The 25,904-nt window shown below is 40.6% G+C and carries 23 protein-coding genes; 17 read left to right on the top strand and 6 right to left on the bottom strand.

Features of this window, described 5'->3' with window-relative positions:
• Positions 1-27: 27 nt before the first annotated feature.
• The 8 genes from AM279_RS04730 to AM279_RS04695 all read left to right on the top strand — a co-directional run bounded on the left by AM279_RS04730 (position 28) and on the right by AM279_RS04695 (position 7,478).
• On the top strand, positions 28-756 hold the full coding sequence (locus AM279_RS04730; RefSeq protein ID WP_054406586.1) for an SDR family oxidoreductase: 729 nt from the start codon (positions 28-30) through the stop codon (positions 754-756).
• A gap of 74 nt (positions 757-830) precedes the next feature.
• The gene (locus AM279_RS04725) at positions 831-1,595 is read left to right on the top strand and encodes an SDR family oxidoreductase (RefSeq protein ID WP_054410139.1); all 765 of its coding nucleotides are present in this window, start codon (positions 831-833) and stop codon (positions 1,593-1,595) included.
• 8 nt (positions 1,596-1,603) lie between these two features.
• On the top strand, positions 1,604-2,605 hold the full coding sequence (locus AM279_RS04720) for an NADP-dependent oxidoreductase (protein WP_054406583.1): 1,002 nt from the start codon (positions 1,604-1,606) through the stop codon (positions 2,603-2,605).
• 614 nt (positions 2,606-3,219) lie between these two features.
• Positions 3,220-4,056, top strand: coding sequence for an STAS domain-containing protein (locus AM279_RS04715; protein WP_236688490.1), 837 nt, complete (start codon positions 3,220-3,222; stop codon positions 4,054-4,056).
• A gap of 4 nt (positions 4,057-4,060) precedes the next feature.
• A complete protein-coding gene (locus tag AM279_RS04710) occupies positions 4,061-4,459 on the top strand; it encodes an STAS domain-containing protein (protein ID WP_054406579.1) in 399 nt (132 codons plus the stop codon).
• Positions 4,440-4,853 (top strand): anti-sigma regulatory factor, encoded by a 414-nt coding sequence (locus tag AM279_RS04705; protein ID WP_054406577.1) that lies wholly within the window; start codon positions 4,440-4,442, stop codon positions 4,851-4,853. Before AM279_RS04710 ends, AM279_RS04705 begins: the two co-directional genes overlap by 20 nt.
• Entirely contained in the window at positions 4,846-5,862 is a 1,017-nt protein-coding gene (locus AM279_RS04700) for a SpoIIE family protein phosphatase (RefSeq protein ID WP_054406574.1), read from the top strand. Before AM279_RS04705 ends, AM279_RS04700 begins: the two co-directional genes overlap by 8 nt.
• Positions 5,863-5,864: 2 nt before the next feature.
• Positions 5,865-7,478, top strand: coding sequence for a sensor histidine kinase (locus tag AM279_RS04695; RefSeq protein WP_054406572.1), 1,614 nt, complete (start codon positions 5,865-5,867; stop codon positions 7,476-7,478).
• A 74-nt stretch (positions 7,479-7,552) separates the two neighbouring features.
• Here the strand turns inward: AM279_RS04695 and AM279_RS04690 are convergent, their stop codons facing one another.
• On the bottom strand, positions 7,553-9,754 hold the full coding sequence (locus AM279_RS04690) for a hypothetical protein (protein WP_074961692.1): 2,202 nt from the start codon (positions 9,752-9,754) through the stop codon (positions 7,553-7,555).
• Between the two features lie 156 nt (positions 9,755-9,910).
• On the opposite strand from AM279_RS04690, the gene AM279_RS04685 reads away from it, so the two are divergent.
• Both AM279_RS04685 and AM279_RS04680 read left to right on the top strand, forming a co-directional pair.
• Entirely contained in the window at positions 9,911-10,537 is a 627-nt protein-coding gene (locus AM279_RS04685; RefSeq protein ID WP_054406570.1) for a YciE/YciF ferroxidase family protein, read from the top strand.
• Positions 10,538-10,970: 433 nt separating this feature from the next.
• A complete protein-coding gene (locus AM279_RS04680) occupies positions 10,971-11,258 on the top strand; it encodes a hypothetical protein (protein ID WP_054406569.1) in 288 nt (95 codons plus the stop codon).
• 21 nt (positions 11,259-11,279) lie between these two features.
• Here the strand turns inward: AM279_RS04680 and AM279_RS04675 are convergent, their stop codons facing one another.
• Both AM279_RS04675 and AM279_RS04670 read right to left on the bottom strand, forming a co-directional pair.
• Positions 11,280-12,512 carry a cation:proton antiporter gene (locus AM279_RS04675; RefSeq protein ID WP_054410136.1) on the bottom strand — a complete coding sequence of 411 codons (1,233 nt, stop codon included), beginning with the start codon at positions 12,510-12,512 and terminating at the stop codon, positions 11,280-11,282.
• 16 nt (positions 12,513-12,528) lie between these two features.
• Positions 12,529-13,632, bottom strand: a complete 1,104-nt coding sequence (locus AM279_RS04670) for a fatty acid desaturase family protein (RefSeq protein ID WP_054406567.1) — start codon at positions 13,630-13,632, stop codon at positions 12,529-12,531.
• 351 nt (positions 13,633-13,983) lie between these two features.
• Between AM279_RS04670 and AM279_RS04665 the strand changes: the two genes are divergently transcribed.
• The 4 genes from AM279_RS04665 (at position 13,984) to AM279_RS04650 (ending at position 17,022) form a co-directional block, all read left to right on the top strand.
• Positions 13,984-14,163, top strand: a complete 180-nt coding sequence (locus AM279_RS04665) for a hypothetical protein (RefSeq protein WP_054406565.1) — start codon at positions 13,984-13,986, stop codon at positions 14,161-14,163.
• A 116-nt stretch (positions 14,164-14,279) separates the two neighbouring features.
• A complete protein-coding gene (locus tag AM279_RS04660) occupies positions 14,280-15,146 on the top strand; it encodes a helix-turn-helix domain-containing protein (RefSeq protein WP_054406563.1) in 867 nt (288 codons plus the stop codon).
• 121 nt (positions 15,147-15,267) lie between these two features.
• Positions 15,268-16,401, top strand: a complete 1,134-nt coding sequence (locus tag AM279_RS04655; protein ID WP_143090444.1) for an aldo/keto reductase — start codon at positions 15,268-15,270, stop codon at positions 16,399-16,401.
• 30 nt (positions 16,402-16,431) lie between these two features.
• Entirely contained in the window at positions 16,432-17,022 is a 591-nt protein-coding gene (locus tag AM279_RS04650; protein WP_054410132.1) for an NAD(P)H-dependent oxidoreductase, read from the top strand.
• Between the two features lie 353 nt (positions 17,023-17,375).
• Here AM279_RS04650 and AM279_RS04645 read toward each other — a convergent pair whose 3' ends face one another.
• The 3 genes from AM279_RS04645 to AM279_RS04635 form a co-directional block, all read right to left on the bottom strand.
• The gene (locus AM279_RS04645; protein ID WP_054406560.1) at positions 17,376-17,606 is read right to left on the bottom strand and encodes a helix-turn-helix domain-containing protein; all 231 of its coding nucleotides are present in this window, start codon (positions 17,604-17,606) and stop codon (positions 17,376-17,378) included.
• A gap of 143 nt (positions 17,607-17,749) precedes the next feature.
• Positions 17,750-19,972: a multicopper oxidase domain-containing protein gene (locus tag AM279_RS04640; RefSeq protein WP_054406557.1), complete on the bottom strand. Its 2,223-nt coding sequence runs from the start codon at positions 19,970-19,972 to the stop codon at positions 17,750-17,752.
• Positions 19,973-19,975: 3 nt separating this feature from the next.
• Complete coding sequence (locus AM279_RS04635; protein WP_074961690.1) at positions 19,976-20,812, bottom strand: DUF3347 domain-containing protein; 837 nt, start codon at positions 20,810-20,812, stop codon at positions 19,976-19,978.
• A 619-nt stretch (positions 20,813-21,431) separates the two neighbouring features.
• On the opposite strand from AM279_RS04635, the gene AM279_RS04625 reads away from it, so the two are divergent.
• Genes AM279_RS04625 through AM279_RS04615 form a run of 3 tightly spaced genes read left to right on the top strand, consistent with a single transcriptional unit; the run spans position 21,432 to position 25,844 of the window.
• Positions 21,432-22,109, top strand: coding sequence for a response regulator transcription factor (locus AM279_RS04625; RefSeq protein ID WP_054406550.1), 678 nt, complete (start codon positions 21,432-21,434; stop codon positions 22,107-22,109).
• Positions 22,102-23,373: a sensor histidine kinase gene (locus AM279_RS04620; RefSeq protein ID WP_082344291.1), complete on the top strand. Its 1,272-nt coding sequence runs from the start codon at positions 22,102-22,104 to the stop codon at positions 23,371-23,373. Before AM279_RS04625 ends, AM279_RS04620 begins: the two co-directional genes overlap by 8 nt.
• 59 nt (positions 23,374-23,432) lie before the next feature.
• Entirely contained in the window at positions 23,433-25,844 is a 2,412-nt protein-coding gene (locus AM279_RS04615; RefSeq protein ID WP_054406545.1) for an outer membrane beta-barrel family protein, read from the top strand.
• The last annotated feature ends 60 nt before the right edge of the window (positions 25,845-25,904 follow it).

Here is a 25,904-nt window from a genome sequence, read left to right as displayed (position 1 = left end):
TTTTTAAATAAAATCAAATAAAATAAAATGAGAACAACAGGAAATACCATATTCATCAGCGGCGGAAGTGCCGGTATAGGCTTAGCCATAGCAAAAAAGTTACAAGCGGCAGGCAACAAAATTATTATCAACGGCCGTAGCGAAGAGCGCCTTAAAAAAGCACTGGCAGAACTAGGGGATGCCATAGGCATTCAGGGAGATTTATCTGTAGAAGCCGACAGGATAAGGATTGCAGAGGAGCTAAAAAACAATTATCCCGATGTAAACATCATAGTAAACAATGCCGGGGCGGCTTTTGGTTATTCGCTTGCCGAGGCGACTAATGCCCACGAGAAAGCACTGATAGAGATGAATACCAATTATTTTGCCATCATACATTTTGATGAGCTTTTACTACCGCACCTGCTCCAAAAAACTGAGGCAGCAATTGTCAACATTTCATCTATTGCGGTGTATGGCAGCCATAAAGCTATTCCTACCTACGGTGCTACAAAAGCCGCATTGCATAGCTATACTACGGCCTTAAGGCAAACTTTTGAAGAGCAGAAAAACCTTGGCATTTTTGAGGTCTATCCGCCACTGGTTAATACAGAATTCTCATCATACATAGGCGGCGAAAACGGCATCCCGCCGAGCGAAGTTGCCGATGAACTATTCATTGGCTTAGAAAACAACCAGTTTGATATTCCGGTTGGACAAACAAAGATTTATGCCGGTGCTATCGCTGAGGCAATGGGTAAACTAACGCAGGCATAAGCAACACTATCCGCTTTGATCACCTTTTGTAATTGACGATAAAGCGGATGGTTATAACTTTCAATTCAGAACAAATGAACGTACAAGGAAAAACGATACTGATTACCGGAGGCGCTTCCGGAATTGGGCTGGAAGCAGCCAGGCAATTTATAGCATTGGGCAACAAAGTAATTATTACCGGCCGGAATAAAACAAAACTTGATGCTGCAATGCAGGAACTCCCGGGTGTAATTGCACTGCAAAGTGATGCTTCTAAAGCTGAAGATGTACAGGCTCTGTTTGAACAAGTAAATGCTCTTGGTGGAATAGACATACTCTACAACAATGCAGGTGTGGGTGTACCGCCACTAAATCTTGGCAAAGCGAGTGACAGCCACGTAGCGGGAGCTGTGTATGAAATGGAAGTAAACTATTTTGGGGTAATTCGGCTTAACAACCTCTTTATAGAAATGTTGAAGCAGCGACCTGAAGCAGCGATTATCAATACTACATCTATTCTTAGCATTATACCATCAGTAATTGAAGCAACATATTCCGCATCTAAAACAGCGCTATCGTTTTACACGACTTCGTTGCGTTCGCACTTGAAATCAATCAACAGCACGGTTAAAGTTTTTGAATTGCTGCCACCTTTGGTTGATACCGATATGGTTGCAGACCGTCAGGACAAAAAAATAAGCCCAAAATCCTTGGTTACTATATTGATAGATGGTTTGAAAAAAGATAAATTTATAATACGTGCTGGGGACACCAAGGTTATTTATGCACTGAACCGCCTGGTACCGGCAGCAGCCTACAACCTTATTAACCAAAAGAAAGAATACGCCAAACTTAAATAGCAGATAACATGAAAGCTTTTGTAGTAAAAAAATATGGAAAAAAAGAGAAACTCCATCTTGATGAGGTAACTGCCCCTGTTATAAAAGAAAATGAGGTACTGGTTGAAATATACGCTGCGGGTGTAAACCAACTTGATACCAAAATACTCGCCGGCGAGTTCAAGCTAATATTGACATATAAACCACCTTTTGTTTTGGGGCATGACCTGGCGGGGGTGATAACTCAGGTGGGCAGTAAAGTTACCCGGTTTAAAGTAGGTGATGAAGTAATCTCCCGTCCGTCTGACCATAATATTGGCACTTTTGCGGAATATTTAAAAGTAAGCGAAAACGACCTTGCGCTAAAGCCGAAAAACCTTTCTATGGAAGATGCTGCCGGGATACCCCTCGTTGCCCTTACGGCATGGCAGGCATTGGTAGAAATAGCACAGGTAAAAAAAGGGCAGAAAGTATTTGTCCAGGCAGGATCCGGAGGCGTAGGTGTCATTGCCATACAAGTAGCCAAACACCTAGGTGCTGTAGTGGCTACGACAGCGAGTGAGAAAAGTTTCCCTCTGCTGAAAGGACTTGGTGCCGATGTGCTGATTGATTATAAAACACAGGATTTTGAAAACGAACTAAAGGATTATGACGTGGTGCTAAACAGCCAGGATACCAAAACGCTTGAAAAATCATTAAACGTAGTACGCCCCGGTGGTAAGGTCATATCAATTTCCGGCCCTCCAACTCCCGAATTTGCTAAAGAAATTGGTGCTTCATGGGTTATCCGCCTGATACTTTCGCTTATTAGTGCCGGTATCAGGAAAAAGGCGAAAAAGAGAGGCATTGATTATCAATTTCTCTTTATGAAATCAAGCGGTGCACAGCTTACTGAAATCGGTAAACTTATCGAGTCAGGCGTTGTAAAAACCGTAACGGATAAGGCCTATCCATTTGCCGAAACTAATGACGCATTACAGCATGTAGAAAGTGGAAGGGCAAAAGGCAAGGTAATTGTAAAAGTGAAATAGACTGCATCGGTCGTATTTAACAATGTGAGCTGTACTGAAAGGATAATGGCTTTATTCCAAGAAAATGGTTCACTTTGCAGCTGAAAGACTAACCTTTCAACACCCACTTTCAACCAAACGTTGAGATAAATTTTGGCATTAAAGGAGGAAACAGGAAAACCTGAAAATTTGAACATTTGCAGTTTTTAAAGGCGTTTCAGGACATCTAGTCTGTTTTCCACTAGATATTTCCAAGACGCTTAAAACGTCAAAGTGGAGCAGCGGATCCGTTCAAGGCATTTAAAGAAAAACAAAGACAAATAAGCCCCATATAAAAGCCGAGAACTCCGCGTTATTTAAAAGCATACCTTCTTAACACAACAGCTCGGCGTATTCAGGTAGAGATTTTGTTTTCAATTGCTATACTGAACATTAGGGTTTATATTGTGAAGTTAGCTTTGTGTAATGATTAGTGGAAGGTGCGCGACAAAATTTAGAAGTAAATTAAAATAAAAATTGCATACTTTAAAACACTATATTTGATAGCGATACGCATGCCTAAATGCAGGTGACCCTAATTGTATTATCGTTAGCTAATTTAGAAACTTCCAGTAGTAATGAACACAAACAAAACAGTGAAAATCTTAAAAGAAAAAAAAGAAACCATCCTTGAACTTTGGACTACCAAGCAAAAGGCTGAAGACAGTTACTTTAATACAGACGACCAGAAAGAGGATTCTGAAGACTTTGCCACATCTTTCTTAGATGCGTTAAGCGATGCCACTATAGAAGACCAGAATTCAAGGGGATACGATAAAGTACATGAAGTACTTATGGGGATATCTGTATCACGGGCCAAGAGGGGATTTTCTCCAAGAGAAACAGGCAGCTATTTATTCAGTTTTAAAGAAGCCCTTTTAGAAGTGCTTTCCAACGAAATTGAAGACCCTTCCATACTTTATAAGGAAAGCCTTAAAATCAGCAAGATTATCGATAACATGGCCATACTTACCTTTGAAGGCTATATTAAAGGGCGTGAAGATGTAATAGCCAGGCAAACCGATGAAATTACAGAAATTTCGACCCCTGTTATCCGCGTATGGGATGGTGTGGTTGCGCTACCCATTATAGGAACTTTAGATAGCGCCCGTACACAGGTGGTTATGGAAAACCTTTTACAGCAAATTGTTGAAACGGGCAGTACCATCGCTATTTTAGATATTTCGGGCGTACCGGCAGTAGATTCGCTTGTGGCCCAGCATTTAATAAAAACGGTAAGCGCTACAAGGCTTTTGGGTGCCGAATGCATTATAAGTGGCATAAGGCCGGAAATTGCCCAGATTGTAGTGCACTTAGGCATAGACCTTTCAAACATTATAACTAAATCTACACTGGCCAGCGCCCTGCAAACAGCATTTAATATGTTGAAACTGGAAGTGAACAAAAAAAAGGTTACTTATACAAACAGCTAAGTTAATGGAAAGGATTCCTATTTTAAAGATGGGTGATTTTCTTTTGGTCACCATTCAGGTAGATTTATATGATCAGCTTGCAGAGAACCTTGAAACTGATCTTGTAAATTCTGTAAAAAAACATAATTCTAAAGGAGTATTAATCGATATTTCATCGGTTTCTATTATAGATTCATTTATGGGCCGGATCTTGGGTAACATTGGTATAATGTCCAGGATTATGGGGGCTCAGTCAGTAATTGTGGGTATGCAGCCTGCAGTTGCCATGACTTTGGTTGAACTCGGCCTTACACTTACCGGGGTTTCTACTGCACTTAATGTTGAAAAAGGAATGGAACTGTTACGTTCTAAAATTTTATTAAGTGAGGGCCAAAGCGATGACTATGACAACGATACTGAGTAAAGAAGACTTTATTATAGTCAAAGAGCAGGACGTAGTCCCGTTCCGCAATAAGGTAAAAGAGGCTGCGGTAAAGATAGGCATGGGCATATTGAACCAGACAAAGCTTATAACGGCAGCCAGCGAACTGGTACGTAACCTGCTTAAATATGGCGGTGGAGGCATGGTAATTATTGAGTCTGTAAATAATGGCAGGGAGAATGGCATACGCCTTATTTTTGCGGATAAAGGACCCGGTATTGCCGATGTGTCACTCGCGATGAAAGACGGTTACAGTACCGGTAAAAGCCTGGGGCTCGGCCTGCCCGGAACCAAAAGGCTGGTAAATGAATTCGATATACAATCTACGGTTGGAATGGGAACTACGGTTACCATAATAAAATGGAAAAATGGATAATATCGTTTTCTTTACTTATAAAATAGATGACAGAAGCTACGTCTCTTTTATAAAACGTGAAATACATAACCTTGTTACCGCTGCCGGCTTTAGTCCGCAGAAAGTTGGGGAAATAGATATTATAGTTTCGGAGCTTACTTCTAACCTTATAAAATTTGCCGAAACGGGTGAGCTGCTGTACCGCGTTGCAAACGATGATAAAGGCACTTTTCTCGAAATCTATTGTTTGGATAAAGGCAAAGGCATACGCAACCTTTCAAGGATGATGCAGGACGGCATCTCGTCTTCAGATACTTTGGGGCAGGGGCTTGGCGCTATAGAGCGCTTGAGCAGTCGCTCTTCAATTTTTACCGTACCGGACTCGGGTACAGTTGTGTACAGTAAAATCTATCAAAAAGAACCGGATGCTGTAATAAGACAAAGTAATATCTTTTTTGGGGCGGTGCAGGTTTGCGCACCGGGAGAAACGGTTTGCGGTGATGGCTATAGCATGAAAAAGCTTGGTAACGGAATACAATTTTTTATGGGCGATGGCCTTGGACATGGTATTAATGCCCACGAAGCAGTTACTGAGGCTATAGCCTCCTTTACATCCTGCAGGGCAACCAGCCCTGTTGAAGTGCTCAGGTACATACATGAAAACGTAAAAAAAACAAGGGGGCTTGTAGCAACAATTGCCTATCTTGATTATACTGCCCAAAAATGGTATATGTGTGGGATAGGAAACATTTCTACCAGCTTGTATACAGGGCTTGTCCCTAAAAACTATACGCCATATAACGGTATTGTAGGGCATAATATTCCGCGCACATTAAATGATTCTGTTATGGAGTTTGAAAAATACCAGACGCTTATTATGCATTCTGATGGGCTCAGGGCACGGTGGAATCTTTCAGAATTACCGGGTATATTGAAATATGAGCCTAATGTAATTTCGGCAGCTCTTTATAAAGATAATGCCCGCCATAATGACGATATGACCGTGTTTGCCGCAAAAATTAATTTATAGTTATGAAAGAAATCATCCGCATACGCCTTGATAATGAAATGGACCTGATCCTGGCTCATAAACGGGCCATGAAGCTGGCAGAACTTTGCGGATTGATAGTATCGGCGCAAACCCGGTTTGCAACTGCTTTGTCGGAAATAGCGCGCTGTGCCATAACCTATGGGCAAAACTCCAGGCTTGTACTGGGCATTGGGTCTTTAAGCGGTGGTAAAAAAGAAATAAATGCCATCATTTATGATGATGTAAACCTTGCAGAATGTAACCCTGAGGCTTATGCTTATGCCGGGCGCATCTCTAAAAGTATTGATTTACAATTTAGCAACGGCGTATATGAAATAAAGCTTACGTTACCCATTCCTTATTCAGGTATAATTTCACCCTTGCGAATAACGTCGTTTATTGAATATTTTCAAAAGGAACAACCCCTGTCACCGTACGATGAATTGCGAAAAAGAAACATACAGCTTATAGAGTTGTCTGAAAAACTCAGCGAAAGCGAGCGTAATTACAGGCAGCTTACCGATACCTTGCCCATGATAGTTTTTTCGGTTGCTAACTCAGGCAAAATTACGCTTGCAAACAGAAGATTATTAGAACTGTTCGGAAACCAGTTTACTACTTTTTCGGCGGTTTCATTAGATATAATGTTGCATATCGAAGATAGCCCTGCAATAAGTAAGGGTTGGGACATTGCCCGAAAGAAGAAATCGCCATTTACAGGCCAGGCCCGCCTGCACATTAATAGTGCCTATGTGTGGCACATGATTTCCATAATGCCCAATAAGGATGAAAATGATGAAGTATTTGGCTATATAATATCTATGGTTGATATTAATGCCCAAAAGCTGATAGAAGAAACGCTCAAAGACAATAAAGAACTTAAGGAAACACAGCAAAGCCTTAAATCTATTAATAACGAATTATCTGCAAAAAACACGGAACTGGAACAGTTTGCCTACATTGCAAGCCATGATTTACAGGAACCCCTAAGGAAAATCCGCAATTTTACGTCATTAGCAGAACGCAGCCTTACAACGGAAGAGCGTGAAAAGCTGTACTTCCCTAAAATAAATGCTTCTGCCGAACGCATGTCGCGGCTCATTAAAGATGTGCTTAACTATTCAAAACTGGGGGTAGAGTCCGGAAAGTTTACCACCATAAGCTTGGATGATGTATTAAAAGATGTGGTTAGTGATTTTGAGTTCCTGATAAAAGAAAAGCAGGCTGAATTAATTATAGACAGCCTCCCTGTAATAAATGGCATACCGGTGCAGATAAGCCAGTTGTTTTATAATGTGATAGGCAATTCGCTAAAGTTTACGGAGAAAAAACCTCTAATTACAATAACATCGCACTATGTAACTGTTGCCGATGGCACTCATAAAGAGGGTGATTACAATAAAATATCGGTTGCAGATAACGGTATTGGAATAGATGCCCAGCACATCAGTAAGATTTTTATTATTTTTAAAAGGCTGCACCCACAAAATGAATATGAAGGCACCGGCATAGGTTTAGCACTCTGTAAAAAGATTGCTGAAAATCATAATGGCTATATGGAAATTGAAAGCGAGCCGGGTTCAGGCACTACTATTTCGATTTATCTTCCTGCATAAATAAGCGTCCGGGTAGGTAAATAACATCAGGGTTTCATATAAGAGACCTAAGGAACAGGCGGTATGGAGGCTTATTAAATGGTTCTGGCGTAGGTTATAGACACAATAGCATTTCCGGGTACCTGATAATTAATGGATTCCTTATTAGCCTGTTTAGGTTGCAATTCATCCTTTCCAATAAATGCTTTAAATATTTCTTTGGGCGCCCCCTTTAATAGTATTCTTACATTGCAGGTAAGTGCAGCATCACCACCCAGCCTGACACTGATGGGCTTACCTTTGCGGTTACTGAATTTAAGGATAGGGTAATCGGAAAATATAAGGAAAGCTTCGCCTTTAACTTTGTGGTATTGCCGCGGTACAATACCAAAGGCAAGGCCGGCACCATATACTTCCTGCCCCACAATTCCGCTTTTTAGCCATCCGTCCTGTAAATCCTCCAACGGCATCCATAAATTGGGGTTCACCTCGCCTGTCTTAACGATGTCAGATATGATGTCTTTTGGCAGAAGTGACGGGTAGTAATATGCCAGTCGGCTCAGGGCATATTTCATAAACTCCGAGAGTAGCATACGTACCGAAGGCAATATATTTACGTCGCCTGCAATAAGAAGATAATGATGAAAAGCTGCATACACTTCCAGTTCTTCATAGGCCGCCGTATAAGGCGCGTTATTCAGCGGGAATATCGCGAAAAAATTAGGATAATGTACAGCGTTGCCATAATTGCAATCCCAGATATGAGCGTTCTTAAAGATACCTGCAATACAGCAATAGCTCAGGTTTAGGTAAAACTCATCATTCGTTTCCTTAAACATTTCAAGCAATGCCCCGGCGGCAAATGCGGTGTTATTGGCCTGGTAAAATATATCAAAGCCGCAGCTGTCAAGCTTCTTAAAAGCATTTTTTGCCTCTGTAAAGTATTTTTTATCGCCTGTAAGTTTCCACACCTGTAACATAAGGTGCGCATAAGAACCCGGCACATCAGTTTCACCCCCATGGCCGGGAACGGTTTCTTTTTTTATGACCTCAAGGGTATCCATACGGTAGAACACCGGCCACTCATAATTAAAGTGATGTGCAATTTTAATAGCATAATCTATAGATTTCATAAGTAGTTCTTCTGCCAGCGCATCTTTTTTCAGGGCAAGGCGGCAAAGGTTCATAAGCGGGTGGTGCAGGTACCAGGAGTCCATGACCATCTCTTTTTTCTGTTCTTCAGATCTGTCAAGCCTGTCCACCAGTGTGGGTAGCCAGCGCACCATAGTGTTTATTTTGTCATCATAAAATGCAGGCAGGCCTTTACGTAGTTCTTCGCTTACAATATTTTTTTCCCCTTCCCATTCCAGGTATTCCGTAAGGGGTAACAGTACCGCAAGCTGCACCATAAGTTCAGCCGGTGTCTGGTAATCGCATACATAGGCATTAAGGTATGAGACACCTTTAGAATGTGTCCAGCAACCTTTATTATTGCACAGGTCGTGCAGGCCCCTGCGCACGGTATCCGGCCAGTGGTGATATACAGGCTCCGGTTTCGGGAGTGCTTTATACACAACAGATAACGCATTGAGGTAACCTTGCGTAATCGCAGTTGCCGTTTCGGGTATTTCTTCGCTTAACAGTACAAAAGCATCTGATATAATATATTCTTTACCACCCGGTAGTGGCTTATTGACAACATGAGGAATCTGGAAGCCAAGTTCGGGCCAATTACCGCCCACGGTTTCACTTAAAGATGTTTCTGTGGCTTCGCAAAACGCAGAAATATCGGTGAGGTTCTGGAAATAGAAAACCGAGCCATACCGGGGCTTTGTTGTACTGAAATACAGTGCGCCACTGCGCGTACCCACCTGGTGCATGTGTATCGTGGCTGAAGCATTAAGCACATCGCCATCTTTTGTAAGTGGCATTATATCACGTGGCCAATACGGTATCAGTATATCAGCAGCAGCTGTAAAAAATGTGGTGTACCTGAACATAGGCTCTTCCAAGTCAGGAAATAAAAGGCTGACCTTATAGTGCCCAAGGCGTGTTCTTAGTTGTATCTCTAAACTGCTGCCATTATTAGATAATGTCACAATTTCAAAATTATCATTCATGGCAAATGCAGCCCTGAAAGCTATCCGTTGCCCGGTAGGCCAATTTGCCACTATCCATAGCGAATCGCCGGTGTTGTGTAAGGTAAATGCATAGTGGTCGAATTGCAATGTGGCGAGGATCTTACTGGCTCTGATATCCTGACCGGCCGTAAGGCCCCAAGGCGTAATGGTATTCATAATGGCATGTGGGTTTAAATAACGCCTGTAAAATTGCACCATTAGCAATTACCAACGTACAATGTTTTCTTAAATTATTTTTATTTGTGAGAGTATTGGCAATAAGCTGCAATGGATAGATGACATTTGCCTTAATTAAAATAATACCAATACTTTATGAAAACATCATCTGATACAACTAAAGCAGCTACTGCTTCAAAACCGGCCCTTTCAAAGAACAGCACCAGGGGAACGGTTAAAGCAAAAACTAATGCTGCTGAAGGCCTGCACGAATTGTTTGTTGACAGCCTTAAAGACATTTACTGGGCAGAGAAAGCCCTTACTAAAGCATTGCCTAAAATGGCCAAAAATGCTACTACCGAAGCTTTGGTACAGGCCATTGAAGAACATACTGCGGTAACAGAGCAGCAGGTGCAGCGCCTTGAAAGGGTATTTGAACTTATAGACGAAAAAGCGGTTGCCAAAAAATGCGAGGCTATGGATGGCCTTATTAAAGAAGCCCAGGATATAATGGAGAGCACCGAGCAGGGCCCGGTTCGTGATGCCGGTATCATAGCCGCGTCACAAAAAGTAGAGCACTATGAAATTGCCACTTACGGTACACTTGTAGCCTTTGCCAAAACCCTTGGCGAGGATGAAGTGGCAGACATTTTGGCTGAAACCCTTGCAGAAGAAAAAGAAGCCGACAAAACCCTTACAGAAGCAGCCTACAATTCGATCAATTTTGACGCTGCGGACGAAGATGCAACTGAAGGGGAATCAAACGATACGGCAGTAGAATAAGTTTCATTCCTACTTAACCCAATTAATTTATAGGAGCACTTCCCTGCGGAGGTGCTTTTTGTAGTTAAAAATCACGTTTAAAAATCGATAATTTAATTTGGCACAACATTGGCAATATTACGTTTTTTAAAGGCGACCTTTCATCTTTAAAATATTAATTATCAGTATTATGTCAAAAAGTCAAGATTCCAAAAAGGGGGCTAAAAAAGCACCGCTGAAAACAGCCAAGGAAAAGAAAGAAGCCAAAAGGGATAAAAAAAGCGCCAAAAATGTGGACTAACCTTTCAGCTTTGGCCCTAAAGAATTAAAGCAAAAGGTATACTGTCCATTTTATATTTTAAAAATGGACAGTATACCTTTTGAATAATCATTAATATACGGTTTGTCGAAGTTCACTAAATAGTTACCCGTAAGAAGTTTAATTTACATTACCATGAAGAAATCAGAAAAGAGGGAGCAGTTGAAAAAAATGATCGGTGATTTTTTTCAGGCTAAAGACCCTGTTGTTTTAACGAAATTACGTAACAATATCTATAATGAGATATGTCGCCTTCCTATGTCGCCAAATGATAAATATGCCTTAGAAGACGATATGTACCTTTGGAATTATAACAGCGATAAATACATTAAAAACATAAAAGATGACAATGCCCGGTTGAAGGTATTGTCCGATTTTGACAAGATGATTCAGAATGTAGACAATTCTTTATTAGGCAATTAAAAACACTGGTAGGAGTGCGAGTCAGTCTTCACGGCTTTTTAAAACGCCTATCAGCCTGTTTAGAGATAACCCTTGTATAATTATCGAAAACAATACTATAAAGTAGCAACCTGAAAGTATGCCTTCTTTATAGGGCGAATCGGGTAATGATAACGCCATTGCTATGGAAATACCACCGCGCAATCCGGCCCAGCTGAGTATAAATAAATTGTTGAAATTGATTTTTCCGAGTAAAAATAATGCAGGCAATGATATGCTTATAATCCTTGCCACAAGTATTATTACAATTGCAGATAAGCTTAGCAGCCAGTATTCCCTTAAAAAGGGCATGGCAACCATTTGTAGCCCTATCATGGCAAAAAGGATAGTATTAAGCACTTCATCTATAAGTTTCCATATCCTGAGTAGGAAATCGTCAGACACCTTATCTTCATGGAAACTGTTGTTGCCTATAATCAAACCTGCTGTTACCGCTGCAAGCGGTACGGAAGCGTGAAAATAACCTGCCAAAAGTGAAATTTCCAAAACCAACGCTATGGATATAAGCAGTATAGTCTGAAAATCCTTGATGGATTTAATCAGTTTATATCCTACGTATCCAGTGGCAAGGCCAATAAGTATCCCTCCCAGCACCTCATGTAAAAGCAGGCTTGCTACAGTGTTAAAACTGATAGCAGTATCAGGTTGCTGCACCAGCTCCAGCAGGAGCACAAATACAAGTAATCCAACGGCATCATTGAACAGGGATTCCCCTGCAATAACCGTAGAGAGCTTTTCCGATATTTTAGAGTGTTTTAAAATAGAACCCACGGCTATTGGGTCTGTTGGTGATATCAATGCACCAAAAATGAAACAGTACATCAGCGGAATATTAATATTAAAAAGGCCTGTAAAGTAGTAAAGCAATAGGCCGAACAGGAGTGTGGAAAGCAGTACCCCCAGGGTGCTTAATACAAAAACAGTCCATCGTTGTTTGCGTAGTTTTTGGTAATCGAAATGTAATGCGCTGGCAAAAAGCAGGAAACCAAGCATTACATCAAGTAATATCCTGGAAAAATCCATACTGTCGGAAGCTTCTTTTATTTTAGCTGCGAGATCGTTATTTGTCTTTCCAATAATTACTATAATAACAGAAACTACTACAGAGATTGCTACAACGCCTATAGTCCCCGGCAACTTTATAAAGCGCTGGTTAATATAGGAAATCCCCGCACTTACAAGTAAAAGCAGGGTTATTAGTTGTAGTAGATCCATTGTTTTTTTTATCTGCTTAAGATGCTTGGTACTGTACTTTTGCACTTTTCGCTTCCAATGCAAACTTTTTAAGCACGCGGTAATGCGATTGTAATGCAGCGCCAAAAGTTTGGCTTTCAATATAAGGGAGGTGGTATTCTTTTGCGGCCTGCTTTACGATTTTTCCTATAGCACGGTAATGTATGTGGCAAATTTTAGGAAAGAGATGGTGCTCAATTTGGCTGTTAAGGCCTCCGAGTAAGAACGCTGCAATACGGTTTTGGGAACAAAAATTGGCTGTAGTGCGCATCTGGTGCTCTGCCCACGCTTCCTCCATAGTCCCAGTTGGGCTTGCTGCGGGGAAATCGGTTCCCTCTACTACGTGCGCCAGTTGGAAAACCAGCCCCATGGTAAATCCCTGCGCAAGGTGCATTGCAAGGAAACCTATTAAAAACTGCCACCAGGTAATATCCAGAGTTATCAAAGGTAATGCAATAAACAGGAAATAGTATAAGGCCTTTGAAGCAAAAAGATTAAAATATTCTTTCTTAGGATGCTTTAACGTTACCTGCCCAATTTTTGTTTGTGACATTTTGAGGAAATCTTTACGGAATGCCCATGAAATGCTTGCCAGGCCATACAGTGGGAAAGCATACCAATGCTGGTAGCGCTGTATTTTTCGTTTGGGGTCATCCTGCTCAATCCGTATCAATCCGGGGGCTACAACAAGGTCTTCGTCATGGCCGGGTATATTGGTAAAGGTATGGTGTACGCCGTTGTGCGAAATATTCCATATATAAGGGCTGGCCCCTAAAAGATTAAAAACCATACTAAGGGCTTTATTAATATGCCTGTTGTCGGAAAAAGAGCCGTGTATGGCATCATGGCATACATTGAAGCCTACGAAAGCGCTGAATGCACCTAATAAAACGGCAAGCCCCAGCATGGCTAAAGCCGGAAGGATATTTGAAATGATTATTGCGTAACAGCCCAGGAAGCCAAAAAGAAAGAATGCAGCCTTAAGCCACATGGCGCTGCTGGCGTGCATATGTTTACCCGTTTGCTTAAAATACTGGTCTACCCGTGATTTTACAGTCGAAAAAAACGGGGATTTTGCATGAAATTTTAAACGCTTATTCATGGTATTAAATAGCTACAACTTTTAATCACTATTTAATCGTATGATGCAATAATGTGTAGGGATATTCTATATTGCCGGAATGCCGGAATTTTTTCGGAAGAGACCTTGTTGAAGTGTACTACTATAATGCAAAAATTACACCAATAGTCTGTTTTTTAATTTATTTAACGTTTCATCGAACTATAAATTCCACCTGATTATCAGTAGTTTTATGAACTATCAATTGAATAAAAAAATGATATTATTACTGACTAATGCCAATTTGCTCCCAATAAACCAAAGATTGTGAGTAACTTAACCCTACTGTTAATAATGAATGCGTATCATTGATGAAATAAAATAACATCGATTATGAGCAAATTCATAGACATTAAAGAAAACGATACTACGCACAGCATCAATATAGATTTTATTGTAAGTGTATCTGAAAACAAAAGTATAGCCACTATACATTTAAACAACAGGGAGATTGTAACACAATTATCACTTGAAAAAGTAAAAGTACTGATAGCCAATGCTTCTCCATATTAGCGTTTCAGCACAAGTGAATACAAGCTGGATAAAACAAATATTTTTACGGACAGGATACCTGCTAATAGCTTTTACAGAAAATTGAAAAACGCTAAAACAATTTGTAATTTCGTTACATGAAAACTTTCAGCGACTTTAAATCTTACAATAGTTATTTGGGACTCCCGGAACCTTTAGACAACAATATTGATGTTGGCTACTACAACCCGTCAGTTATGTTGTTAAAGTCAGATCCGGTAATGGTTGATTTTTACAGGATTTCGTTTAAAATAAATTTTAAGAGCAAGCAGTCAGGTAATTCAAACCCTATAACGGCGGTTTTTTTTAACAGCCCGAATGTCATACTAAATGAAGGTTGGGATGTAGAGCCTACCTATACTGGAATGTATTTACAACTTTCTAAAAAGATAATTGAAGAACATCGTTTCCTTTTTAAAACCTATCTTGACTACGGGCAGCACGAAGCTCTTTACCTTACAGAGGATGAAGTGCAGGAAATCAGTTCGGTATTCCGGTTAATGATGAAGTATTATGAAAGCGGAAGTCAGAATTTTAATGTACTTTTATCTTACGTAAATGTACTGGTATCATTGGTAGAAGCATATTACAAAAGGCAGTTTTCTACTGATCCTAAGCAATATAACCGCATTGTGTCGGATTTTCAGCAATGCTTGTCGGAGTATTATCAAAAACCGGTAAACCAGCTTCCGTCTGTACAGTATTTTGCAGAGCAGCTGGGGCTTACCCCAAATTACCTGGGAGACATTATTAAGCACTTCACCCAAAAGTCACCTTTAGAGAATATTCATGATTTTGTAATTAAAAAAGCAAAAGAAATGCTGGAGCAAAACAGCACCATGAATAATTCTGAAATAGCTTACGAATTGGGATTTGAATACCCTAATTACTTCTCAAAATTCTTTAAAAAACAAGTGGGCCTAAGCCCTAAAGCATATAGAACAAAGCTTACTTCAAAACTATAATATACTGCGCCCGAAAGGGCGTTTTATAGTATCAGTAATTTGTTTCTTTTTTACCTGTAGTCTGTTTCCAAGCTTCCATTTGTATCTGTTTAATTTTGAATAATCTTTTAAACAGGGGAAAATGACGATTGATAAAACAAATGACAGTGGCAATTCAAGGCGAAAATTCCTTCAGCAAACTACTCTTGCCGGGGTTGGGGTATTGCTTGCGCCTAACCTTATGTCCGCCACTACTGTTCATTCAGAAAGCAAACCGAAAAACAGTAAAAAAGAAAACACTATGGATACACGAAAACTGGGAGCCTTAGAAGTTTCTGCGTTAGGTGCAGGATGCATGAGTATTAGTGCCAACTATGGTGCAGCAGCAGACAAACAGCAGGGGATTAAAACCATACGTACGGCTTTTGACAGAGGCATCACATTTTTTGACACTGCCGAAGTATACGGACCATACACTAACGAACTGCTGGTAGGCGAAGCACTATCCCCGTTCAGGGACAAGGTAGTTATTGCTACTAAATTTGGATTTAACATAGAAAAAGGCGGCCTGAACAGTAAACCGGAGCAAATAAAGAAAGTTGTGGAAGAGTCTCTAAAAAGACTAAAAACAGACCGTATAGACCTGCTTTACCAACACCGCGTAGACCCTAATGTACCTATTGAAGAGGTGGCGGGTGCTGTAAAAGATTTAATAATTCAGGGCAAAGTTTTACATTTTGGGTTATCTGAGGCTAACGTAAACACTATTAGGAGAGCCCATGCGGTACTACCTGTTTCAGCCATACAAACTGAATATTCATTTATGGAACGCAGCGTTGAAAAAAATGGTGTATTGGCGGTTTGTGAGGAATTAGGTATCGGCTTTGTTCCATGGGGTCCGTTAAGCATGGGATATTTAACAGGTAAGCTCAACGCACAAACAACCTTTGACCAAAAGCTGGACCTGCGCGCGACATTCGATCGGTTTAACCCTAAAAATTTAGCCGACAATATGCCTGTAGTAAACCTGGTAAATAGTTTTGCATCCAAAAGAAATGCAACGGCTTCTCAAATAGCACTTGCCTGGCTGATGGCACAAAAGCCATTTATTGTACCTATTCCCGGCACGCGTAACATTCCGCATCTTACCGAAAATCTGGAGGGTACAAGTATTGCATTAACGAAATCTGATTTACAGGAACTTGATACTGAATTTTTAAAACTAAAAGTTTCTGGCGGCAGGATGAATGCGATGCAAATGGCACTTTGCGAATAAATAGATATAAAAATAACATTGTATAGAAATATGAAAAAAGTATTGCTTATCAATACACACCTTACTTACCCTAACTGGTCGGAAGGAAGTCTCAATAACGCTTTTATTCAAGTTGCTAAAGATTACTTTAAAAGTAAAAACTATGAAATATTAGAAACAAAGGTGGAGGATGGCTATGATGCGGCAGAAGAGGTAGAAAAGCACGTTCAGGCTGATATAATTATTTTACAAACCCCAGTAAACTGGTTTGGCGCACCGTGGATTTATAAGAAATATGTAGATGAGGTTTTTAACTGTGGGCTGCAAACCCAAAAGTTTCTTACCGGTGACGGAAGAACCAGGGAAGACGCTACAAAACAATACGGAACGGGAGGTCAACTCTATGGGAAAAAGTTTATGGTGTGCGCAACCTGGAATGCCCCGGCAGAAAGCTTTGGTAATCCGTCTCAGAAGTTAATGCAGGGAAAAGATACAGCGGATTTATTACTGAATATAACCAGTAACTACCGTTTTTGTGGTGTACAAATCCTCCCCGGTTATAATTGTTTTGACATCTTTAAGGATGGTGACGTCACTAGTGATTTGAAGAATTATCCCATGCATTTGGAAAGCATTTATTAATATTCGCAGTAGGTGAAAATTGTTTTTCGCGAACAGAAAAAGCGCCATTGTCTCCCAATGGCGTTGTTTGTCTTGTGTGGGCTGTCAGGGATCACAGTCGAACACCTTGTGCCTATTTTGACGTTTTTAAAAGATATATAATTTAAGTTAAATACATGGATATTAAGTGTTTAACTTAGTATCTTATTGCGATAATATTTTCGCACTAACGTATTCTATAACTTACTTTTCTTAAAATTCATTTTCAATAAGACCCGAAATTTAATCAAATTTTACACATTTGATCTATGAGGGATTCTGTCGAACAAAATGCTTTTTTTGGATAAAGAAGAAATATTATTGTTAGAGCGACTCTATTCTAAACCAAAGTTCAATAACTCCGATGCCGATACTTCCAATGACTTGCATAACTCAAGCAATGTTGTAAAACCAAAGTTTTTGCTACCTGATTCTATGGCGTTTAAATCACTGCGGCTCAATTGCCCGCGTGTAATAACATCATTTATACTCCAGCCTTTCTGTTCCCGCACTTCTCTTACCCGCTCTCCAAATTTGACAAGCCTTTTGTCTTTAAATTGAATCATATTTTTACTATATAGACCAAAAATAAAATTTAATAGGAGTTAACAGTTATGACACCCCTAATTCATATTTGGAATAATGAAAATTAAAAGGCAAGAGAATCTGGTTTGATCCTCTTGCCTTTTATGTGAATAAGCACTTTTAATCAATACGTAAAGGCAAGCCCTCCGCCTAAGCCCATATCACTGTCATAATGGGCAGATAGCGACCAATAACGGGTTAAGATGTATCGGCTGCCTACACTATACTCATAATCGGTATTCCAGCTGCCCCACAACCGCAGGCGCGATGTAACCGGTATATCCTGGCGGGTAAATTGCAGGCGCACATTGCCTTTGTGGTCAACCCTCAAATCGCTCTCTACAAACCACGGCAGTACATAAATCACGCCTAAGCACGCCACAGCCCTTTGTGCCTGCGTACTTTGCTGCCCGAAAAAGTTACGCTCCCTGTCCAATGTATTATGATACCTGAAATCCCAGCCGGTGTAAACCGCCAGAAACTGTTTGTTGTCAAGGTAACGGCCTATATGCGCTTCGGTTTCGTAACCTGAATCATCATTATAACCCAACCTCCACTCAGCATCTATAAAGTTGCGGGTGTTTTCCAGTCGTAATTCGCCATCACTGCCGTTGCTTTCCAGGCCTACATCTGCCGAAAAGTAATACCGCTTATCATCGGCATACACTTTTTTAAGTGCAGCTGCTGCATCAGGCAGCTGCGGGTTGGGTGGCGAATTTTTATAGGTAAATATCCTGCCCATGCCACTCATCATGTGGTATAGTATATGGCAGTGGAAAAACCAGTCGCCATATTCTTCCGATGCGTTGAACTCTATGGTATCGGTTTCCATAGGCATAATGTCCAGCACGTTCTTAAGTGGAGAATACTCGCCATGTTGGTTTACCACCCTAAAAAAGTGCCCGTGCAGATGCATGGGGTGGCGCATCATAGAATTATTAGTAATAATAATACGCACATTTTCCCCAGCCTTAATCAGTATCTTATCGGTTTCCGATATGGTTTTGTTATCCGCTGTCCACACATAGCGGTTCATATTGCCGGTAAGGGTAAAGTGTAGTTCACGGAACGGTTTATCGGGTAGCGTGGTTTTTACGGGGGATTTAAGCATGTTGTAGTTAAGTGTAACAATGCTGCTATTACCTTGCATGGAGTAATGGTCGTACCCTTTCATATCTTGCATACCGTCCATTTTTTTGCTATCCATGCCCTGCATATTCATCTCGTTCATTTGAGCGCCTGATATTTCAGGGTACATCACGACATTCATATCCATCTGTTGCAGGCTCATTTTCATGCCTATATCTTTCATGTTGCCACCCAATGTTATCATGTCGTTCATCATCTGCATACCTTCAAAATAGTTAAGCCGTTGCAGCGGATTGGCCAGTTGCTTAACGCCTTTGCCTAACCACAACGATGTCTGCCCCATGCGGTCTTCAGATGTAGCAGCCAGCTCATAAGCCACACCCTTGGGCGGAATGGTTACAATAACATCATAGGTTTCAGAGGTACCTACAATAAACCGGTCAACAGGAACCGGCACCACTTCTGATCCATCGGAAGCTACCACATCCATTTTGCCCCCTGCATAATTAAGCCAGAAATACGTGGAAGAGCTGCCGTTAATAATGCGGATACGTACCTTATCTCCGGGCTTAAATTCCGGGGCTTCAACATCGGTTTTACCATTGGCAAAAAAACGTTCATAATATACATCGCTCACATCCATAGCCCGCATGCGTTTCCATTCGTTTGTAAATTTTGTACCAAACTTACCCTGTTTTATGGCCTGGCCATAGTTTTGAGTGGCGCCTTTTTTAATGCTGAACCAGTCGTTCTCCTTATGCAGCATACGCTCTACTTGGTGTGGGTTAAGGTCGGTCCAATCACTCAGGAGCATGGTATATTCCGGCATTTTAGGTTCATCTTTTTTATGTATGATAAACGCCCCGTACATACCCGACTGTTCCTGCAACATAGTGTGCGAGTGGTACCAGTAGGTACCGCTTTGCTTCAACGGAAATTTATAAGTATGTACACTCATGGGCTTTATGGGCACTGTGGTAAGATACGGCACACCGTCCTCCTCATTGGGTAAGAGCAGGCCATGCCAGTGTACAGAGGTTTCGTGGTGCATCATGTTGTGCACCCGTATCACCGCTGTATCACCCTCAGTAAAATGCAGCTCAGGCCCGGGTATTTTACCGTTAATGGCAATGGCTTCAATACTTTTACCGGTATAGTTAACTACGGTGTCGGTTACATACAGGTCGTACTCCTTAATGTTCTGTGCCTGCACTGCCAGCGAAAGCAATAGCAGGCATATACTTACTAACTTTTGCATAGGCTACTTAAGGGTTTCGGTAGTACTGCCGCAACTTAGCATTTTACTGCCATAGTACGGATTTTTAACCTCTTTATCAAGGCTAAGCCAGTTGGCACCTTTGCCGTTATTATACATAGGGCAATGCTGGTAATACACGGTTTCATCCATCTCAAAAGCCTTGGCTACAGTGTATAAGGCATCAGACAGTGTTACAAAATGGTCGCGCTGGTGCTTTATGTCTTTAGTCTCGGCAATATGCTCTGCACCTTCCTGTAAGGCAGGCAGGTTTTTCATCCATACCATGTGGGCACTATGCTCCATTTTATCCATAGGCACTGCTTTCAGGGCTTTTACAAGTTGTGCCGATGCCGTAGCTGCCGCCACGCCGTTTGACTTTACAAGGGCGTCTTTCAGGGTAAAATAAGATGTATATACCTCTTTAAGGATTGATGTTTCGGCGGGTGTTTCCTGAGTCTTACCCATATGGCTTTCATGCATAGCTGTTTGTGCAGAGGCTTCAGCTTGGCGGTCATACTGGCAGCAGCCTGGTAGTTTATTATACGCTTCCGTCGGGGCAAGGTATTTTTCGTTATCATAACCGGCATAGGCTACTTTTTTAAGCAGTGCATCAGACGTTGTTTTGGTGCTGTCATACGTCAGGGTAAGCTTGTGGCTATCTTTATCCCATGCGGCTTCAGATACTTTTTTTTCTGTAGCAGTTTTTTCAATGGTTTCTTTACACATGTTGCAATTACCCTGCACAGTCAGGATTTCTGTTTTGGCATTTTTTATTTGCGCGTTAGCTTGCAGTGATGCTATAAAAAATACAGGCACCACTATTTTATAGAATAGGTTCATGATTTTAATTTTATAAGTAAACAAATAATTTAGGGAGTGTATTCCTGAGAGAACACACCTATGGCTACGCAATTATGGGTTTAGCTTATTTTGGGAGGAAGGCGTAAGCCTTTTGAATCTGCATTTACAAAAAGTTCAGAATAACTGAATCGTTCTTTTTTAGCATCTGGCAGAAGTAAAAATGTTTGTGGTACTGAAACCACAAGTGGTAAAAACTTAAACATTCCGCTTGTTATACACTGGCAGCAGGCACCGCCGCATTTACCGTGCTTATGGTTGTTGCAATTATGAGAATGGGTTGCTTTGGTGTTACAGCACTTTTTAATAGTTTCATTTCCGCCTATGCCGCAGGATTTATGCTTATATCTCACAGTGTTATGATTATTGCATGCAAAAGTATTAACAGGGCTTAGCATAAAGCCCAAAATCATTATTATGACAGCATAAAACTTTTTCACCTTCAGACAGTATCAGCAAACTTTGATTAAGTTATGTAAAGGTAAGTCTATATTTTTTATAACAGCTTACGTAATTTTATAAAGAATATATAATTTTTTTGGATTGTACTTTCCCTTCCTAATTCAAATTTTCTTCAAAATCTATTCATTAAATTGCAGGTATGAAAGTGCTGATAATCGAAGACGAACCTGCAATTAGCAAAAGCATTAAAGAGTACTTTAAGCCGTATGGTATTCAGTGCGAAAACGCAGCATCAAAGCGCGAAGCACTGGACAAAATAGGCATGTATGAGTATGATTGTATACTTTTGGATTTGATGCTGCCCGACGGAGATGGTTTTGATATACTTAAAGAACTTAAACGGCTTAACAAGACTGACGGCGTAATCATCATTTCAGCAAAGGAAACACTTGAAACCCGCATTGAAGGTTTTAACCTGGGGGCCGACGATTACCTAACAAAGCCTTTTCACTTATCTGAACTGTTGGTTCGTATGCAGGCACTCATACGGCGTAAGAACTTTAATGGCAGCAACATTATTACTTTTAACGAAATTTCGGTCGACCTGCTTGGTAAGAACGTAACTGTAAATGACATTAAGCTGGACATAACCAAAAAAGAAATAGATTTGCTGCTGTATCTAATAGGCAATCAAAACAAGGTGCTGAGTAAAAGTGCTATAGCCGAGTACCTTAGCGGTGATATGGCCGATATGCTTGATAACCACGACTTCGTATATGCCCACATAAAAAACCTTAAAAAGAAACTTACCACGTCCGGCGCGGGCGATTATATAAAAACCGTATATGGCCTGGGGTATAAATGGCAGGATGAGTAAAACAAAGCTTTTAAATAAAACCACCCGAAGTTTTCTGATTTATGCCGTACTCATTCTGCTGGCATCGGCTCCGGCGTTTTATTTTATCAGTCAGTGGTTGTATGTGTACGAAACTGATGAGGTACTGATTTTTCATAAAGAAGACTTTGTAAAAGGCACGCATCATAAGTTTACCGAAAGCGATATCGTTGCCTGGAACAAATACAACCGCGATGTAGAAATAGTACCCGATATGGGAGTTTCTACTGATTCCATCGTGGGTAAGTCGCTTTACGAACCTACATCGGGAGAGATGGAACCGTTCCGTATACTCTATTCTCCTGTAACCATAAACAGCAAAAAGTTTACTTATATAGAAAAGACCAACCTTGTAGAGATGGAGGGGATGGTGGTGAGTATAGCCATGATGTTTTTGTGCATCATTGTAATACTGCTAGCCGGAATTATTTATATATCAAGGGAATCTGCCGCTAAAATATGGAAACCATTTTATGACACGCTTCGCAAAATCCAGGATTTCGAAATAGACAAAAACCGTGAACCTAATTTTGCCCCAACGGATATTAAGGAGTTTGATTCGCTGAACAAAAGCATAGAAAAGCTTATTGAAAAAAATACTGCCATTTACAAAAGCCAGCGCGAGTTTGTAGAAAACGCCGCGCATGAGCTACAAACACCTTTGGCACTTTTCCAGACCAAAGTAGATACCCTTGCACAAGCTGAAGGACTGCCCGATGAAGCCTCTGATATTATAGGCGCGCTTAATAATGATATTTCGCGTATGAACCGCCTTAATAAGAACCTGTTGTTGTTGTCTAAAATAGACAACGACACCTATCTGGAAAAACAGCCGGTACAAATAAACAATTTGATTGAAAAGCACATTGACTTTTTCAGGGAGCAGGGCGAACCTAAAAATCTATCGTTTAAACTTGAATTGGATGTACAGCTTTCAGTCACTACCAATCCCGCTCTTGCAGAGGTACTGGTAAACAACCTGTTTATGAATGCCATAAGGCACAATGTTCAGGATGGCGAAATAATCATTACTACAACTCAAAACACTGTAACGTTTGCCAATACCGGGCTGAACAATCCACTGAATTCGGGGAAGCTGTTTAACCGTTTTTCTAAAGAAAACCCTTCATCGCAAGGCAACGGACTGGGGCTTGCCATCATAAAAAAAATCGGTGAGTTGAACCAATGGAACATTTCGTATGATTTTAAAAATGACCTGCATTATTTTATCGTAACCTTCCCATAATTCAGATTTACTTCCAAATCAGGTTGCAACTTCGCCATATCAAAAAACGAAGTACAACTATGAAAAAGAGCACCATTATTTATTTAGCATTGTTAATGCTGTGTTTTTATCAGGCAGCAATAGCGCAGGTAAAGGAGGTAACCATTTCCGGCACTGTAACTGAAACCGACAGTACAACACCTGTGGCTTATGCCAATGCTGTTATAAAATCGAAAACCAATACAGTTATAACAACTGCCATCACTAACGAAGAAGGAAGCTTTACCCTGTCTCCCATACCGCCCGGCAATTACCTGCTCGAAATACGTTTTATGGGTTATAAAACATTTACAAAAGAGCTGTTTGTGGGTACGCTTTCGGAATTTCTTAATATAGGTAAACTACAACTTACCACAGATGCCCAACAACTTGACGAAGTAGTTATAACCGCCCGGCAAGATGAAATAGGCAATAAACTGGACAAAAAAACATTTACACTTGCCGATAACATTGCCCAAAGCGGAGGATCGGTATTACAGGCTATGCAAAACCTGCCGGGCGTTACCGCCCAGGATGGTAAAGTACAGCTTCGCGGTAATGATAAAGTAATGATACTTATAGACGGAAAACAAACTGCACTTACAGGGTTTAACGCGCAGTCGGGACTGGACAACCTGCCTGCATCGGCTATAGAAAAAATTGAAATTATTAATAACCCTTCTTCTAAATATGATGCCAATGGCAATGCAGGTATTATTAACATCATCCTGAAAAAAAATAAAGATGAGGGGTTAAACGGTAAAGTGGGATTAGCATCAGGCTTAGGGGCGCTATGGCAGCGTAAAGGTAACCTCCCAACCATTCGTCCGCAATACCAGTTCACTCCAAAAATAAATCCTTCATTGTCACTTAACTATCGTAAAGAAAAAATTAATATCTACTTTCAGGGTGATTACCTGTATACCGAAACGCTGAATAAAAATGAATTTGTAACCCGTACTTATGATGACGGCACTATAATAAACCAGCAAACCAAACGCAACCGAAACACGCATTTTACCAACCTTAAAACGGGTATCGACTGGAACTATAATGATAACAACACTCTGGCTTTTTCGGCACTTTTTGGTAGTGAAAAGATTATTGATAATGGGGATGAACCATTTTTTAATGCAGATTATTCCGAGCGCCTGAGGTTATGGCAGTTTCTTGAAGATGAGCTAAAGACTACCGTAATGGCTTCGGCTTCATACCAGCATAAATTTAAAGAGGCCGGACATGTGCTTAATACCGGTGTTAACTACACTTTTCACAGGGAAGATGAAAAATATTTTTTTGATAATATATTGCCAGCTTCTACCGGGAGGGATGCTTTCAAACTTTTGTCAGACGAAAATGTACTGGACGTAAATATAGACTACATAAAGCCGTTATCTTCCGGTAGATTTGAAGCCGGTTTTAAATTCAGGAACAGGATTATCCCAACAAATATGCAGTTCTACCCCGGTCAAAACTCTGTGATAGATGCTGATGCCGGTGGGAAAGCAACGTATGAAGAATCGATACCCGCTGTGTATGGCAACTATATTTATGAAACTAACCTAATTGAAGCTGAAGCAGGGGTACGTGTAGAATATCTTGATCTTGAATATGAAGTGAACCCTAACCACCCCGTTTACCGCACAGACGGTTACCATTATCTGGAGCCATTTCCATCACTTCGCTTTGCATATAAATTAAACGATAACCACAAACTGTCATTGTTTTATAACCGCCGGGTAGACCGCCCTAATGAAGTAGATATCCGTATTTTTCCTAAATATGATGATGCCGAGATTATAAAAGTGGGTAATCCCGGCCTGCGCCCACAATTTACCAATACTGCCGAATTGGGTTATAAGACTAATTTTGAGAAAGGTTACTTTTTTGCGTCGGCATACTACAAGCAGGTAGAGGGCACCATTACACGTATTGCCACAACCACGCCAGGGAGTACACTTATTTATAATGTTTTTGAAAATGCCAGTAAAAGCAAAATGATGGGTTCTGAAGTTATGTTTTCATACAAAGCCACCTCATGGTATTCTTTTAACCTTAATGCTACACTATACCGCAACACCATTGATGGTTATAGTGTAGATATACTGTATCCTGAGCCCACAAATTATTCAGCCACAAAACAACAGATAACATCAGGCAATGTTAAGTGGAACAATACCTTTACTTTCTCGTCTACCCTTACAGGACAACTTATGGCAGCCTACCTGGCACCCGATATTATTCCGCAGGGCAAAACCCTCGGGCGTTTTTCTACTGATATTGGTCTGAAGAAAGTAATACAAAAAGGCAAAGGCGAATTGTTTTTAAATGCTACCGATTTGTTCAACACGCTCGTTATCCGTAAAGAAGTTCAGGGCAATGGTTTTAGCTACATCAGTAAAGATTATTATGAAACTCAGGTAGTGCGTTTCGGTTACAGTTATAAATTTTAGAATACTAAATAACCCAAGATTAGAAATTCTAATTTAATTCAGAATTAGGTTAGAAACTTG

Origin of the sequence: Flavobacterium akiainvivens (assembly GCF_001278115.1) — a bacterium.
In the GTDB taxonomy this organism is placed as follows: Bacteria; Bacteroidota; Bacteroidia; order Flavobacteriales; family Flavobacteriaceae; genus Flavobacterium; species Flavobacterium akiainvivens.
The sequence above is the reverse complement of the archived record's forward strand: the minus strand, read 5'-3'. Positions and strand labels throughout refer to the sequence as shown.

What these genes read in the sequence shown, in the direction of transcription:
- AM279_RS04730 (WP_054406586.1), top strand. Translation starts at nt 28, where the DNA reads ATGAGAACAACAGGAAATACCATATTCATCAGCGGCGGAAGTGCCGGT.
- AM279_RS04725 (WP_054410139.1), top strand. Translation starts at nt 831, where the DNA reads ATGAACGTACAAGGAAAAACGATACTGATTACCGGAGGCGCTTCCGGA.
- AM279_RS04720 (WP_054406583.1), top strand. Translation starts at nt 1,604, where the DNA reads ATGAAAGCTTTTGTAGTAAAAAAATATGGAAAAAAAGAGAAACTCCAT.
- AM279_RS04710 (WP_054406579.1), top strand. Translation starts at nt 4,061, where the DNA reads ATGGAAAGGATTCCTATTTTAAAGATGGGTGATTTTCTTTTGGTCACC.
- AM279_RS04705 (WP_054406577.1), top strand. Translation starts at nt 4,440, where the DNA reads ATGACAACGATACTGAGTAAAGAAGACTTTATTATAGTCAAAGAGCAG.
- AM279_RS04700 (WP_054406574.1), top strand. Translation starts at nt 4,846, where the DNA reads ATGGATAATATCGTTTTCTTTACTTATAAAATAGATGACAGAAGCTAC.
- AM279_RS04695 (WP_054406572.1), top strand. Translation starts at nt 5,865, where the DNA reads ATGAAAGAAATCATCCGCATACGCCTTGATAATGAAATGGACCTGATC.
- AM279_RS04690 (WP_074961692.1), bottom strand. Translation starts at nt 9,754, where the DNA reads ATGAATACCATTACGCCTTGGGGCCTTACGGCCGGTCAGGATATCAGA.
- AM279_RS04685 (WP_054406570.1), top strand. Translation starts at nt 9,911, where the DNA reads ATGAAAACATCATCTGATACAACTAAAGCAGCTACTGCTTCAAAACCG.
- AM279_RS04680 (WP_054406569.1), top strand. Translation starts at nt 10,971, where the DNA reads ATGAAGAAATCAGAAAAGAGGGAGCAGTTGAAAAAAATGATCGGTGAT.
- AM279_RS04675 (WP_054410136.1), bottom strand. Translation starts at nt 12,512, where the DNA reads ATGGATCTACTACAACTAATAACCCTGCTTTTACTTGTAAGTGCGGGG.
- AM279_RS04670 (WP_054406567.1), bottom strand. Translation starts at nt 13,632, where the DNA reads ATGAATAAGCGTTTAAAATTTCATGCAAAATCCCCGTTTTTTTCGACT.
- AM279_RS04665 (WP_054406565.1), top strand. Translation starts at nt 13,984, where the DNA reads ATGAGCAAATTCATAGACATTAAAGAAAACGATACTACGCACAGCATC.
- AM279_RS04660 (WP_054406563.1), top strand. Translation starts at nt 14,280, where the DNA reads ATGAAAACTTTCAGCGACTTTAAATCTTACAATAGTTATTTGGGACTC.
- AM279_RS04655 (WP_143090444.1), top strand. Translation starts at nt 15,268, where the DNA reads ATGACGATTGATAAAACAAATGACAGTGGCAATTCAAGGCGAAAATTC.
- AM279_RS04650 (WP_054410132.1), top strand. Translation starts at nt 16,432, where the DNA reads ATGAAAAAAGTATTGCTTATCAATACACACCTTACTTACCCTAACTGG.
- AM279_RS04645 (WP_054406560.1), bottom strand. Translation starts at nt 17,606, where the DNA reads ATGATTCAATTTAAAGACAAAAGGCTTGTCAAATTTGGAGAGCGGGTA.
- AM279_RS04640 (WP_054406557.1), bottom strand. Translation starts at nt 19,972, where the DNA reads ATGCAAAAGTTAGTAAGTATATGCCTGCTATTGCTTTCGCTGGCAGTG.
- AM279_RS04635 (WP_074961690.1), bottom strand. Translation starts at nt 20,812, where the DNA reads ATGAACCTATTCTATAAAATAGTGGTGCCTGTATTTTTTATAGCATCA.
- AM279_RS04625 (WP_054406550.1), top strand. Translation starts at nt 21,432, where the DNA reads ATGAAAGTGCTGATAATCGAAGACGAACCTGCAATTAGCAAAAGCATT.
- AM279_RS04620 (WP_082344291.1), top strand. Translation starts at nt 22,102, where the DNA reads ATGAGTAAAACAAAGCTTTTAAATAAAACCACCCGAAGTTTTCTGATT.
- AM279_RS04615 (WP_054406545.1), top strand. Translation starts at nt 23,433, where the DNA reads ATGAAAAAGAGCACCATTATTTATTTAGCATTGTTAATGCTGTGTTTT.